The following is a 13408-nucleotide window of genomic DNA, read 5'->3' on the forward strand; positions in this document are numbered from 1 at the left end:
GATTAAAAAGATGAATTTAGGTGTGATATTTGGAGCAAAGAGCTATGAACATGAGATAAGCATAGTTAGTGCGATAGTTTTAAAAAATGTCCTAAAACAAGAGCTAAAATTTATATTTTGCGACGCAAATAGAGATTTTTATCTTATCGAGCAAAAAGATATGAGAGCAAATTTCTTTAGCTCTGGTAAATACAAAAATTCAAAAAAGCTCATTTTGTCTAAGGGTGGATTTTTCATACACTCTCTTTTTGGCGATAAAAAAGTAGAGTGCGATATCATTATAAATTTGATCCATGGCATGGACGGTGAAGATGGCAAGATAGCAGCGCTTTTTGACTTTTACGGCATAAAATATATAGGTCCAAGGCTTGAAGCAAGCGCACTTAGCTACAATAAAGAGCTTACTAAATTTCTAGCGCAAAAAGCTGGTGTAAAGGCGCTTGATTATGAGATGCTAACTCGTGAGAGCCAGCCAAAATTTCACTATCCTATTATTTTAAAGCCAGCAAGACTTGGAAGCAGCATCGGTGTAAACATAGTGCATGACGCCAGCGAGCTAGCTTATGCAAAAGACGTGGCATTTGAGTTTGATAAAGATGTGCTTGTTGAGCCTTTTATAAAGGGAGTAAAAGAGTACAACCTTGCAGGCTGTAAGATAGATGGAAAGATAAAATTTTCTATCATCGAAGAGCCAAAAAAGAAAGAATTTCTTGACTACGAGCAAAAATATCTTAGCTTTTCAAATGAGAACAAAGTCAAAGAGGCTGAAATTTCTGAGGAGCTAAAACAAAAGCTTAAATTTAACTTTTCAAAAATTTATGATTGTGGATTTGACGGAGCGATCATTAGATGCGACTTTTTTGTGATCGATGATGAGGTCTATCTAAACGAGATAAATCCAAATCCAGGAAGCCTTGCAAACTATCTATTTGAGGATTTTGAGAGCACATTAAATGCTCTTGCAAACTCACTTCCAAGAGAGCGTAATGTAAAGATCGATTATAGCTTTATAAACTCGATCACTTCAGTAAAAGGTCGCGGGAAAATTTAGACCATTTAGTAGATTATAAAGTAGTTTGTGATATTTTACGTAAAATTTTACACAAAGAGCGACAATGGTAACTTTTACAAAAGACGAAATTTATACAGCAACTGAAGTGGTTAGAAATTTTAGTTCAGTGCTCTCTCGCGTGGGGGCTAATGAATTAAAAAGAGCGGTCATTGTTAAAAATAATAAATTTGAAGCTGTGCTTTTAAATATGGAAGAGTATGAGCGCCTTTGCGAAGCAGTGAGCGTGCTTGAGAGCATTTATACTGCAAAAAAAAGAGAGAACGATGGCGAGTAGGGCGGTAAAATACGGCTCAGACGAGTTTGAAATAAACTACGAGATTGTAAATCCAAAATGCAAAAAAATAGTGCTTTTCTTGCACGGCTGGGGCGCTAATAAAGAGATAATGAAAAAGGCTTTTGGCTCATATTTGAGCGAGCTGTGTCACGTTTATATCGATATGCCAGGTTTTGGTAAAAGCTCCATTACTGATCCGTTAAAAACAAGCGATTATGCAAAAATTGTTGAAAATTTCTGTGGTGAGCTTGGCATAAAGCCAGATATCATCGTAGGTCATAGCTTTGGTGGCAAGGTCGCAACGCTTCTAAAACCACAATATCTTGTGCTTTTAAGCTCAGCTGGTATAGTTGTCAAAAAGCCATTTATCGTGCGCGCAAAGATCGCTATTTTTAAAATTTTTAAGCTTTTTGGATTTGGAAAATTTTATAAATTCTTTGCCACAAAAGATGTAAGCGGTATGAATAGAGTGATGTATGAGACCCTAAAAAACGTAGTTGATGAGGATTTTACAAAGCATTTTGCTAGCTTTAGCGGCAAGGCTTTGATATTTTGGGGCGAAAATGACAAGGCAACGCCTATAACAAGCGGAGAGAGTATACATAAGCTCATTAAAAATAGCTCATTTTTTCCGCTTAGTGGCGATCACTTTTTCTTTTTGCTTCACGCTAAATTTATAAGTGACGAGATAGAAAAAGGGATAAATTTTGAGCTAAATGAAGCAAAAAATGTCGTGCTAGATGGTGATGAGAGCGGGATCGAGGAGATAAGATGAATATATTTTTAAGCATAAGCACAGTTTTATTTATCTTTGCGCTCGCTTTTTATGTGATCACTTGCTTTCAGTGGTTTTCATATAGGCCTGAGCGCGTACTTTTTCACTTTACAAAGCCTGCTTGGCACGTCTTTTTCTTTATCGTGCCGTTGGTGCTTTTTTACACGACTGGTAAGTGGTTTTTTATCTATTTTTACTTTGCTCTTTTGCCAGCTCTTTATCTTTGGCACAAAAAACTTGATAAAAAGCTAGTCTTTACCGCCAGGATCAAGCACTTTTTTGTGATCCTTGCTTGCGCTATCATCCTAAACTACGCTCTAAATTTCATCATTCACAAGGCGTTTTTGGCTCCTATGCCACTTTTTGTCTTGGTAGTGAGCCTATTTTTTAGTGAAATTTTAGAAAAGATCAAATTTCAAGGCTTTAAAAACAAGGCGCTTAAAAAACTTGGCGCAAACAAAGAGCTAAAGATCATTTTAATTACCGCAAGCTATGGTAAAACAAGCATCAAAAATTTTCTCTTTGAAATTTTAAAAGATAGCTTTGTCTGCTACAAAACGCCTCGCAGCGTAAATACAATGGCTGGCATCATCAAAGATATCAACGAAAATTTAAGCGAGCAAACGCAAATTTACATCGCAGAAGCAGGCGCTAGGCTAAAGGGCGACATCCTAGAGATCACTAAATTTCTAAATCCACAAATCGTCATCGTTGGCGAGATTGGTGCGCAACACATCGAGTACTTTAAAACGCTTGATAATATCCGCGCGACAAAGCTCGAGGCACTTCAAAGCTCTCGCTTGCAAATGGCATTTTTACATAGCTCGACAAAAAAAGAGCCAAGCCAAAATATAGAAATTTATGATGAGAGCCTAAAAGATATAAACGCAAATTTAGATGGAATTTCATTTACGCTTGATGGCAAAAACTATGCTTCGCCGCTACTTGGCAAATTTAACGCTACAAATTTAGCCGTCTGCATCAAGGTGGCAAGATACCTAAAAATGAGCGATGAAGCGATAGATAGTGCGCTATCTAAGATGAAAAACGTCGAGCACCGCCTAAGTAAGATCGAGGCTGGCGGCAAGCTGATAATCGATGATAGTTTTAATGGAAATTTCTCAGGCATGAGCGCAAGCTACGAGCTAGTAAGCACCTACGCTGGTAGAAAAGTGCTGCTAACGCCTGGTATCGTCGAGAGCAATGCTGAGCAAAATGCAAATTTGGCTAAGGTAATAAATGAAATTTTCGACCTAGTCATCATCACAAGCTCGCTAAACGCCCAAACTCTGCTAAAACACATCGTAAAGCCAAAGATCATCATCCTAAAGGACAAGAACAAAATGCAAGAAATTTTAGCCCAAAACACGCATGCTGGCGATCTTATACTATTTTCAAACGACGCACCGAGTTTTATATGAAAAAGATAGTTTTTTTAGCTCTAATCTTAAGCTTAGCCTCAGGCTTTGACATCGATGACTACGATAGGGGCAATGAGGCACTAAACGCCGGAGATTACGCAACTGCGTATGAAATTTTTTACGATGGTTGCGAGCAAAAAGATGTGCTTTCGTGCGAGGCTTTGGGTGATATGTTTGTAAATGAAGAGATAAACGAGCAGATGGATAGTGATCTAAAAAAGTACTCAAACATCGAGCTTGGAGTGAGCTATTTTATGAAAAGCTGCGACCTTGGCTATCAAAATGCTTGTGATGATGTGATGAGCTTAAGGGATGATTTAAACATAAGCCTTCCAGCCGGTGTTTATGAAAACGCCAAAGCAAGGTATGATGAGATAAGACAAGAAGACGAAAAAGAAGAAGCCTTAAGCGAGCAAAATGCGACTTTGCAAAAATAAATTCTCTAGTTTTAGACTAGATTTACTTTTAGCGTATGCTCTTTTAGGCTTGCTGGAATTTTGCCATTTTCAAGCTCTATCAGTTCGCTAGCTCTTAAAATATAAAAATCCTGCAAACTTCTGTTTGTAAATTTTTCAAGCTTTTTTGAAAGCGTGTCAAACATATAAAACTCAGCATCATTGCTAGCTAGTAAAAAATCAGCCCCGCTATCAAACGCATTAAAAATGGTTTTGCTTGCAAGTGCAAATGCAAGCTTTTCGTTGACTTTTAAAAGTTCAAATCCACAAGGAAATTTTATGTTTAGATTTATAAAATTTGCCCTAAATTTATCTAAATTTTCAGGGATTTTATCGCTTACGGCTATTTTGAACTCTTTAAATTTATCCAAGCTCTTTATCTTTTTAAGCTCATTTTTTGAGGTTTCATTCTCTTTTATCTCTAAAATTTCTTTAAAAAACCTAATCGCTTCGGTATAAATTTCGCTTCCGCCAAAGATAAAATCATCAATCTTGCAAGCTATCAAAATGCCATTTTTATTGTTAATAAGCCTTATGATCTCATCATTTTTTTCTTTTTTATAAAGATGATGAGCCAGTATGATAGCAGCCGCACCTATAAAATTTGGCTCGTAGTCTCTCACAAAATCAGCATAAAAATATGGCTTTAAGCTTGCATAAAATTCTTTGTCTGCTTGATCGCAAAATTTATCAAATGGCTTAAATTTCTCCCAAAAGTCGTCATCATTTATCTCAAGATCTAAAACCGCTCTTTTTTCATCAAGTGGCGAAATCACAAGCTCGTCTGCAAATTTCTCATATAAATTCTCTAATGGTTCAGCAGTGCTCACTACGACGTCATTTACTTTCACAAAGCCAGTTGTTGGCTGAAAATACGGATCAATTTTTTTAACATGCAAAAATAGCTCGTCAAGGTTTGCGTAATCTAAAATTTCTAAAAAATATGGTTTAAAATACGACAAAATATCCTTTTTTGCATTAAATCTAAAAATTTCTATTTTTTGCATTTGACTCCTTTTTTGGCTTATTTTATCCTAAAATTAAAAGGAGTTTCATTATAATGGCCCGATGGATAAAGAAAATTTCACGATTGAATGCTTTGGTAACGCTTATATTGGCGATGATGCGGCTGTGCTTGGCAAGCAGGTCTTTAGCAAGGATATTTTTGCTGAAAACTCGCACTTTAAGCATGGCTGGCTAAGCCTTGAAGAGATCGGCTACAAGGCGATGATCGTAAATTTTTCAGATACGATCGTGATGAATGCTAGGCCAAAATTTGCGCTTCTTGGACTTAGTTTACCAAAGAATTTTTCGCCGCAGCAAATCAGAGAGCTAAGTGGTGGCATAAACAGAGCTTGCGAGGAGTTTGGCGTAAAGATAATCGGTGGCGATACGATAAGTAGTAAAATTTTAAATATAAGTGTTAGTGTAATTGGCGAGCTAAATGGCAAAGCAGTGCTTAGGAAAAATGCAAAATACGGCGATCTGGTGGCTTTTACTGGCGAGCTTGGAGGCAGTCAAAAAGGGCTAAATTCGCTTCTAAGGCTAGCTCAAATTTCAAAAAACTCACGATTTAAAAAGCCTATTTTAAGAGATAAATTTTTCTACAAAGCAGCTCATCTTATAAACTCCGCTATGGATATCTCAGATGGGCTAAATGCCGATCTTGCTAAGCTTTTAAAGGCTAGCAAAAAGGGTGCTAAATTTACAAAAAAGCTAAGTAAATTTGAGCTTAGTAGCGGCGAGGAGTACGAGGTTTTATTTACCTTTAGCCCTAAAAATTTAAGCGCCATCAAAAGGATCGCCGCAAAAACACGGACAAAGATTAGCGTCTTTGCAAAAATTTCAAATAAAAGGTTAAAACAAAATGCAAGAAACCACCACTTTTAAGCCACTTTATGCACTCACTCATGCGCCCATAGAGGCCTACTTTTCTAAAAATTCAGATGATTTTGTCGTGCGTGAGATACCACTTTACGAGTTTAGCGGTGACGGCGAGCACATGATCGTTGAAATTTCTAAAAAAGATATGACGACACAAGAGGCCTTGCATGTTTTAAGCGAGGTTACAGGAGCTAAAATGCGCGACTTTGGCTATGCGGGACTAAAAGACAAACAGGGTATGACGACGCAGTTTATCTCTATGCCACGCAAATTTGAGAGCAATCTAGCAAACTTTAGCCACGAAAAGATGAAAATTTTAAGCCTAAATGTGCATAAAAATAAGCTTCGAATCGGACATCTAAAGGGAAATAGCTTTTTCATCCGCTTAAAAAAGGTGCTACCAAGTAATGCCAAAAAGCTAGAGCAAGCATTTGTTAGTATCGATAAAATGGGCTATGCAAACTATTTTGGCTATCAGCGTTTTGGTAAATTTGGCGACAATGCCGAAACTGGCCTGGAGCTTCTTAAAAATGGGACGATAAACGGCAAAAAAAGTAAAAATGTCAAGCTAAACGACTTTTTGATCTCGGCATATCAAAGTGATCTTTTTAATCGCTGGCTTAGCAAACGCGTGGAGATTTCGAGGTTTGCGCAGGATTTTAGCCTAGGCGAGCTAGCTCAAATTTACCCGTATCTGGGCGGCGAAAATTTGAAAAATTTAAAATCGCAAAAGAGATTTTTTAAGCTAATCGAGGGCGAAGTTTTGGGGCACTACCCGCACGGCAAGTGCTTTTTGTGTGAGGATTTGGACGCAGAGGGCGCGCGCTTTGACGCTAGAGATATCACTAGCTGCGGGCTGATCGTGGGAGATAGGGCGTATGAGGCACAGGGTGCGGCGAGAATGATAGAGGATCAAATTTTCGCGCAGGCAAATGAATACAAAGCTAAAATGACGGGATCTAGGCGCTTTGCGTGGTGCTACTTGGAGGATACAAACTATAAATACAACGAGGAAAAAGCGCACTTTACGATAAATTTTACGCTGCAAAAAGGAAGCTACGCAACTGTGGTGTTAGAGGAAATTTTGCACAAAAATATCTTTGATTAAGATGTTTTTGTGCCTATTTTGGTAACATAATGCATCTAGAGGCATTTAAATTTTAAAAGGCTTTAAAAATGGAAAATATTTTTCTTTGTTCTTATTTTGCGGAGGTTGCAAGCAAGATCAATGAACTGGTAAAATTTAGTGGCAAGAAAGTTGCTTTTATCGACACGGCAGCAAAATTTGAAGAAGTAAATTTTTATGTAGGTGAAGCGGTAGAAATTTTAGAAAATTTTGGTGCAAAACTGACTCGTATTGATCTTTCTTGCACTCAAGATTTGGCTGCACAAATTTCTGAATGCGACGAGTTTTTTGTTGCAGATGATATTTTGAACACGATTAATGAGTGCGATATCATTTATATAAGCGGCGGAAATACATTTTATCTTCTTAGTGAGTTACGAAAGTCGCATGCTGCACAAGCCATCAAAGATGCAGTTCAAGCAGGGAAAATTTATATTGGCGAGTCAGCAGGTGCGGTCGTAGCGGCACCAGATACGAGATATGCTACGCCTATGGATGAAAATAGCGTAAACGTGAGTGATTTTACAGGCTTAAATTTGGTGGATTTTTTCATAGTGCCACACTTTGGTTGCGAACCTTTTATAGAAGCTACACGCGAGACAATGAAAAAATTTGGCAATTCTTGTGATTTGCGTCCTATAAATAATGCAGAATTTATCGCACTTTAATATAAAAATACAGCTATTTGACTAGTAAAAATTTATATAAAACGTAAGCTAGACTTTTGCTCAAATGGTTGTCTATAAAGTCGCTTTTTGTATGTAAAATCATATGGCTTAGAAGAAGTAAGTGTAGTTGTGATAAAAGTTAAAGCTATAAATTTAAGCCAAAACCGCTATAATTTCGCTCTGGCACGGTAAGCGGTCGCTTTTGTATCATACAAAAGAGGAAAGTCCGAGCTGCGATAAGACAAGGTTCCATCTAACGGATGGCTAGGGAAACCTAAGGGATAGTGTAACAGAAAGTAGACTTCCGCTTCGGCGGTAAAGGTGAAACGGCGGAGTAAGAGCCCACCGGCACGCTTGGTAACTTGCGTGGCCATATAAACCCAACCTGCAGCAAGAAGGGATGGTTTTGGTCTTATATTAAAACCCTTCGCTAGAGCTTGTTTGTAAAAGCAAGCGTAGATAAATGATCGCTCAAGACAGAACTCGGCTTAACGCCGTGCCTTTAAATTTATAAAAATTGATTAGTTTGTTACGTATTTTTGAGCTTTTTGTAGCTTTATAAGCTCATTTTGGATGTGCGAAGACTTACTTTTTAAAAGCTCTATTGCACCGCCAATTAGTGCTTGTGCTTCTTGTGCCAAAGCTAGATTTGTAAACATATCTTCACTAAAATTTTCTGATAAAGCAGCTATCTTGCTCGTGTCTTCGTTTATCAATGCTAATTTAAACTCATTGATCCAACTATTCACCTGATGTTACCTCTCTCCATGCTTCAGATAGTTGCTTGACGACATTTGTTACTTCATTTAAAGCTGCGACATCGTTTTGTATATTTGCCATAGCAAGAAGCTGCATCTGTCTTGTGTAGAGACCGCTAAGATAGTGAGCTACGTCGCCTTGAGAATAATCAAGCGAATTTAAAAGCTCAACAAAAATAGCGTTTGTTCTATTAATATAATAAACTTTTTTCTCTATATCTCCAGCTTCTATCGCCTTTTTTGTACGAAATATAAATTTTAAAATTCCGTCATAAAGCATTTCTATTAATTTAGTTGGGGACTCAATGCCCCCAAAACTAGACTGTGCGTATGCACTATATGCACTTTGATTCATCTTTCTCTCTTATTTTCTGCTATTTATCTCTGCATCGATCATTGATTTTAGTGTTGAGAACTGATTTTCTAAGCTTGCGATGATAGCGTTATACTTGATAAAGCGCTCTTGCATCGTTGTATATTTCTCATCTAAAAGCTTTTGTGTGCTCTCTTTGTTTTTTGTGATCGACTCATTTTCATCTTTTAACTGATTTTGCATAGCAACCATCGTACCACTTTTACCAACGACACCATCAAGCATTTTAGCTAGCTTTGTAAATAGCCCATCTGTCTTTTTGGTTACTGGATTTATAGTAGCTTCATTCATACCTAGAGCTGTTAAGGCTGAATTTTTGCCTTTTACCTCGATATTTTCGCCATCGCTTCTTTTTAAGACGATTCTTTTGCCACTTTTATCAAGACTAGCTGTAACTCCAGTTATGCCAGCGTCATTTATAGCTTGTTGAAGTTTTAGTGCGTTCTCTTCGGCTGTGGCTGTGGCAGTAGTTGAGAATGTAACTGACTTGCCGTTTATCGTAAGATCACCAGCTTTTATGTCTAGTGCTCCAGCGCTAACAGTCGATGCACCCATATAGCTTATTGGCTCGATCTTACTTGATCCCATGAAAAATTTCTGAATCTCTTCAGGATCTTTGCTAAGAGCCGCATTTAGTTTATTTAGATCAAGCTGAAGTTGTCCGTCTTTATCAGGCACTATGCCATATTTGCTTAATGCTTTGCCTTCGCTATCTTGTCCATTTACAAGACGACCAATGTTTGATCTTAAGCTTGAAATTTCGCTAACGCCTTGGAAAGTGCCAGCTCCTTTTTCCTCGTCATATTTTGTAGCTATACCAAGGTTCATGGTCATTAGGTTGTAGTCTTTGATAAATTCTTCAACCGCTTTGATTACCTCTTTCGTATCCTGAGAGACGCTTACGTTTGTTTTACCAGTTTCATTTAATGTAATAGAAATTCCCGGTCTTAAGTCGTTAAAGGTATTTTTGCTTCTTTTTACATTTACTCCGTTATATGTAAATTCGGCATCTTGTGCCTTTAAAATTCTATTTTTTTCAAAATTTGATGTCATCTTTGGTGTGCCATCAGGATTTGTTAGTAGAGTGCCATTTGCATCTTTGTCCTGAAACTGCGTACTATCCCAGCCAAGCTTATCTAAAACACCAGCCGTATCATTTGAAAATTTAATAGTCTGCGTAGCACCAGTGTTACCTGATTGAAGCATAATTTGATTTGGCTTATCTCCGCCAACATTTAAAATTCTAGCTTGCAATTTACCACGACTAATATCATTTATCTTGTCTACAATATCTTGATATGTGGTTGATCTAGTTACGCTAATAGAAAATTTTTGTCCATCGATTTCAACGTCAAAAGAGCCGTTATTTGTAGCACCTACTAAGTTTGAAGCATTTTTGAAATTTGAGCTTTGAAATGTATCTTTTTGAGCAAGTTTTTGCACATCGATACTAAAATTTTGCACGTTAACGCCATTTGCTGCTGAGGCTGTTACGCTTTTGCCAGCATTGTTTGTAGTTCTTTTTAGATAAAGTGCCTCTCCGCCAAGTGTTTTGCCACTTACGTTTACGTTGCTAACTAGAGTTTTTAGCGCTGCAAGGTCTTTTTGCTTTAGGTCATTTCTCTCTAGCCTTTTTGTTAAAGGCTTGATCTGTCCTGCTTCATCTGCTTCTTTTAATTTCTTGATAAGATCATCATTTAGCCCGCTATTTTTTGTACCGATGCCTAAATTTGTTACGTTACCTACTGCCATTTTTAACTCTCCTTGTCAAAAAGTATTCCGATACTTTCTTTGAAATACTCGCTTATTCTTATAGCTTCTTTACTTGGAAGTTGTGTTATCTCTTCGCCAGTTTTAGCATCTTTTACTTGCACAACCATTAAATTTAGCTTCTCATTGTAAGCAAACCTTACATTGGTATCGAGCTGCTGCATTTGATAGTTTAGTCTGTCAGTGACCTCTCTTGTTCTTTTGGCAAGCTCTTCGTTGCTAAGTCCGTCTAGCTCGTTAATGTCTTTTGTTTCGTTATTTTTATCAGCACTTAATTTAACATCAGAATGCTCGATAGGTCTGCTATCTATTTGACGCTGAGCGGATGTGCTCATGCTCGTATCTAGTACCTGATTTGCTGCTGCCTTAAAGATTTCCATAGTTTTACTCCTTAAAACTTACGTTAGCTTCTACATCGGTAAAATTTTAAAATCCTTTAGTGTTTATACAAATTTTTGATTATTTAGGCTAAAATCGAGCAAAAATTTATAGGAAGAGATATGAAAATTTCATTTGAGTGCGAGTGTATTTTACTTCAAAAGACACTACTGCTTTTTTGTGGAAATTTAGCTGCTCATCATAAGGATTGTGATTTTGTAGTGAGTGACCGCGAGATCGCGACAAAAAAACCACTATTTATAATAGGTAAAAATGCTCATCTTTCTCATCCTTTTACCAAGACAACACTTCTTGATACGCTTGAAGAATTTTACTCAGCTATGCAAATTTCAAAAGCAAATGAGCTAAATGAAGCTAAAAATGAAAAGGGCTTAGAAGAGAAGATTTCACTTTTAATAGATAAATTTAAAGCCGACCTGCTAGAAATTTTAAGGGCAAATCAGTGAAGCTTTACACTAAAATCTCAAGTGGTAAATTTAAAGGCAAAAGGCTTGAGCTGCCAAGCCTAAGCACGACTAGAAGCACAAAAAGCATCGTAAAAGAGTCTTTTTTTAACGTCATTAGAGATGAAATTTACTCGCTTACATTTATAGAGGGCTTTGGTGGAAGCGGCGTGATGGCAAGTGAGGCTGTTAGCAACGGAGCGCGCGAGGCTATCGCTATCGAGAAAGATAGGGCTGCTTTTAAGATCACGCAAAGCAACCTTGCAAGCCTGCAAAGTCCAAATTTAAAAGCGATAAATGGCGATAGTTTTGCGCTTTTGCCAGATCTTGTAAATTCGCAAAATGGCAAGGTTTTGCTCTATCTTGATCCGCCATTTGACATAAGAGCCGGCTTTGATGATATCTACGAAAAGCTTGTAAATTTAATCTCACAGCTAAAAAAAGAGAAAATTTATATGATAGTTTTTGAGCATAACAGCGACTTTAAATTTAGCGATGAAATTTCTACATATAAGCTTGTAAAATTTAAAAAATTTGGAGCTACTTCGCTCTCTTACTTCCAATAATTTATAAAAATTTGGAACATCTTTTGCTTTAAAAACCTAAAATAGCTAAATTTTAGGAAAAAATATGAAAAAATTTTTATCTTTTGTAGCAGCTTCAGTGATAGCTACTTCAGCCTTTGCTACGCAGATAAAAGAGCTTGCAAACATCGTTGGCGTAAGGGATAACCAGCTAATAGGCTATGGTCTAGTTGTCGGACTAAACGGCACAGGTGATGGCTCAACATCAAAATTTACGATCCAGTCTTTATCAAACATGCTTCAAGGTGTAAATGTCAAGATAAATCCAGATGATATCAAGTCAAAAAACGCAGCTGCTGTTATGGTAACAGCTAAGCTTCCTGCATTTGCAAGGCATGGTGATAAGCTTGATGTCGTGATCTCATCTATTGGCGATGCAAAAAGTTTGCAAGGTGGTACTCTTCTCATGACACCACTAAAAGGCGTTGATGGTGATATTTACGCTTTGGCTCAGGGTGCTTTAAGCATCGGCGGAAAAAGCATGGGTAGATCAGGTGGCAACCACCCAACCGTTGGCTCTATCCTAAATGGAGCTTTGGTTGAGCGAGAAGTAACTTATGACATTTACAATCAAGATAGCATAAGACTAAGCCTAAAAGATACAAATTTTAAAACTGCTCTTGATATCCAAAATGCTATAAATGCAAATATCTCTGATGATGCCGCAAAGGCGATCGATCCAAGAACGGTTATCGTTAAAAAGCCAGATGATGTTAGTATTATCGAGCTTGCAAGTGCTGTGCTTGATCTTGATGTGGAGTATAAGCCAGATGAGAAGATAGTGGTTGATGAGAGAACTGGCACGATAGTAAGTGGCATAAATGCCGTAGTTAGCCCAGTTGTCTTAACGCATGGTGCAATCACAATAAAAATAGAGCCAAATAGCTACGATGAAGCAGCACAAAATGATGTAAATATAGGAAGCGATACATCTGTCGCACCTAGTCAAAATTTACTTAAAATTTCAGGCGAAAAAACAACCGTTGCAAATGTAACAAGAGCTTTAAATAAGCTTGGGGCAACACCAAGTGATATCATATCGATACTTGAAAATTTAAAGCGAGTTGGTGCGATACAAGTTGATTTGGAGATAATATAATGCAAATAGATAACACATTAGCACTAAATTCATACAATGAAATTTCGGCAAATAAGATAAAAAATGCAAATGCTAAACAAGATGCACTTTTAAAAGAGCAAACTGATGCGTTTGAGGCATATATGGTAAAGGCTGTGCTTGATATTGCTTTAAAAGAAGATGAGCACAACTCGCTATATCCAAAAGCTGCTGGTAGCGATATCTATAGGTCAATGTATAACGATGCAATGAGTAAAGCATTGAGTGGAAATCTTGGTTTTTCAGAACTTTTGTACGATTTTTTAAAGAGAGACTCTTAAGTAAATTT

The 13408-nt window shown here is 37.3% G+C and carries 17 protein-coding genes and 1 other RNA gene; 13 read left to right on the forward strand and 5 right to left on the reverse strand.

What is annotated here, in order from left to right; all coding sequences use genetic code 11:
- Window positions 1-10: 10 nt before the first annotated feature.
- The 5 genes from F3G69_RS02285 to F3G69_RS02305 all read left to right on the forward strand — a co-directional run bounded on the left by F3G69_RS02285 (window position 11) and on the right by F3G69_RS02305 (window position 3979).
- Entirely contained in the window at window positions 11-1051 is a 1041-nt protein-coding gene (locus tag F3G69_RS02285) for a D-alanine--D-alanine ligase (RefSeq protein WP_103600844.1), read from the forward strand.
- Between the two features lie 64 nt (window positions 1052-1115).
- Window positions 1116-1346, forward strand: coding sequence for a type II toxin-antitoxin system Phd/YefM family antitoxin (locus tag F3G69_RS02290; RefSeq protein ID WP_021091404.1), 231 nt, complete (start codon window positions 1116-1118; stop codon window positions 1344-1346).
- Complete coding sequence (gene estV / locus F3G69_RS02295) at window positions 1336-2121, forward strand: EstV family lipase (RefSeq protein WP_149714289.1); 786 nt, start codon at window positions 1336-1338, stop codon at window positions 2119-2121. Before F3G69_RS02290 ends, estV begins: the two co-directional genes overlap by 11 nt.
- Complete coding sequence (locus F3G69_RS02300) at window positions 2118-3542, forward strand: Mur ligase family protein (RefSeq protein ID WP_149714290.1); 1425 nt, start codon at window positions 2118-2120, stop codon at window positions 3540-3542. Before estV ends, F3G69_RS02300 begins: the two co-directional genes overlap by 4 nt.
- On the forward strand, window positions 3539-3979 hold the full coding sequence (locus tag F3G69_RS02305) for a hypothetical protein (protein WP_149714291.1): 441 nt from the start codon (window positions 3539-3541) through the stop codon (window positions 3977-3979). Before F3G69_RS02300 ends, F3G69_RS02305 begins: the two co-directional genes overlap by 4 nt.
- 11 nt (window positions 3980-3990) lie before the next feature.
- On the opposite strand, the gene F3G69_RS02310 is transcribed toward F3G69_RS02305, so the two are convergent.
- Window positions 3991-5004 carry an HdrB C-terminal domain-containing protein gene (locus F3G69_RS02310; protein ID WP_149714292.1) on the reverse strand — a complete coding sequence of 338 codons (1014 nt, stop codon included), beginning with the start codon at window positions 5002-5004 and terminating at the stop codon, window positions 3991-3993.
- 61 nt (window positions 5005-5065) lie between these two features.
- Between F3G69_RS02310 and F3G69_RS02315 the strand changes: the two genes are divergently transcribed.
- From F3G69_RS02315 to rnpB, 4 genes are all read left to right on the forward strand, one after another.
- Complete coding sequence (locus tag F3G69_RS02315; protein WP_149714293.1) at window positions 5066-5887, forward strand: thiamine-phosphate kinase; 822 nt, start codon at window positions 5066-5068, stop codon at window positions 5885-5887.
- Window positions 5865-6989 (forward strand): tRNA pseudouridine(13) synthase TruD, encoded by a 1125-nt coding sequence (gene truD, locus F3G69_RS02320; protein ID WP_149714294.1) that lies wholly within the window; start codon window positions 5865-5867, stop codon window positions 6987-6989. Before F3G69_RS02315 ends, truD begins: the two co-directional genes overlap by 23 nt.
- Window positions 6990-7057: 68 nt before the next feature.
- On the forward strand, window positions 7058-7675 hold the full coding sequence (locus tag F3G69_RS02325; protein ID WP_149714295.1) for a Type 1 glutamine amidotransferase-like domain-containing protein: 618 nt from the start codon (window positions 7058-7060) through the stop codon (window positions 7673-7675).
- Window positions 7676-7855: 180 nt separating this feature from the next.
- Window positions 7856-8182, forward strand: an RNA gene (gene rnpB, locus F3G69_RS02330) — RNase P RNA component class A.
- A 14-nt stretch (window positions 8183-8196) separates the two neighbouring features.
- Here rnpB and F3G69_RS02335 read toward each other — a convergent pair.
- The 4 genes from F3G69_RS02335 to flaG are packed head-to-tail and all read right to left on the reverse strand — an operon-like array spanning window position 8197 to window position 10956.
- On the reverse strand, window positions 8197-8424 hold the full coding sequence (locus F3G69_RS02335) for a hypothetical protein (RefSeq protein WP_087577120.1): 228 nt from the start codon (window positions 8422-8424) through the stop codon (window positions 8197-8199).
- Entirely contained in the window at window positions 8417-8788 is a 372-nt protein-coding gene (fliS, locus tag F3G69_RS02340) for a flagellar export chaperone FliS (protein ID WP_072594313.1), read from the reverse strand. The genes F3G69_RS02335 and fliS overlap by 8 nt, the downstream gene beginning before the upstream one ends.
- Before the next feature lie 9 nt (window positions 8789-8797).
- The gene (fliD, locus tag F3G69_RS02345) at window positions 8798-10558 is read right to left on the reverse strand and encodes a flagellar filament capping protein FliD (RefSeq protein WP_103600852.1); all 1761 of its coding nucleotides are present in this window, start codon (window positions 10556-10558) and stop codon (window positions 8798-8800) included.
- Window positions 10559-10560: 2 nt separating this feature from the next.
- Window positions 10561-10956 (reverse strand): flagella length regulator FlaG, encoded by a 396-nt coding sequence (flaG, locus tag F3G69_RS02350; protein ID WP_072594311.1) that lies wholly within the window; start codon window positions 10954-10956, stop codon window positions 10561-10563.
- 120 nt (window positions 10957-11076) lie between these two features.
- Here flaG and F3G69_RS02355 point away from each other — a divergent pair, with 120 nt between their 5' ends.
- The 4 genes from F3G69_RS02355 (at window position 11077) to F3G69_RS02370 (ending at window position 13400) form a co-directional block, all read left to right on the forward strand.
- Window positions 11077-11421 carry an ornithine carbamoyltransferase gene (locus F3G69_RS02355; RefSeq protein ID WP_084041075.1) on the forward strand — a complete coding sequence of 115 codons (345 nt, stop codon included), beginning with the start codon at window positions 11077-11079 and terminating at the stop codon, window positions 11419-11421.
- Window positions 11418-11984, forward strand: a complete 567-nt coding sequence (gene rsmD / locus F3G69_RS02360) for a 16S rRNA (guanine(966)-N(2))-methyltransferase RsmD (RefSeq protein ID WP_107696344.1) — start codon at window positions 11418-11420, stop codon at window positions 11982-11984. Before F3G69_RS02355 ends, rsmD begins: the two co-directional genes overlap by 4 nt.
- Window positions 11985-12048: 64 nt before the next feature.
- Complete coding sequence (locus F3G69_RS02365) at window positions 12049-13101, forward strand: flagellar basal body P-ring protein FlgI (protein ID WP_054196706.1); 1053 nt, start codon at window positions 12049-12051, stop codon at window positions 13099-13101.
- Window positions 13101-13400 carry a rod-binding protein gene (locus F3G69_RS02370; protein ID WP_021091392.1) on the forward strand — a complete coding sequence of 100 codons (300 nt, stop codon included), beginning with the start codon at window positions 13101-13103 and terminating at the stop codon, window positions 13398-13400. The genes F3G69_RS02365 and F3G69_RS02370 overlap by 1 nt, the downstream gene beginning before the upstream one ends.
- Window positions 13401-13408: the final 8 nt, after the last annotated feature.

Origin of the sequence: Campylobacter concisus (assembly GCF_902460625.1) — a bacterium.
Classification (GTDB): Bacteria; Campylobacterota; Campylobacteria; order Campylobacterales; family Campylobacteraceae; genus Campylobacter_A; species Campylobacter_A concisus_AD.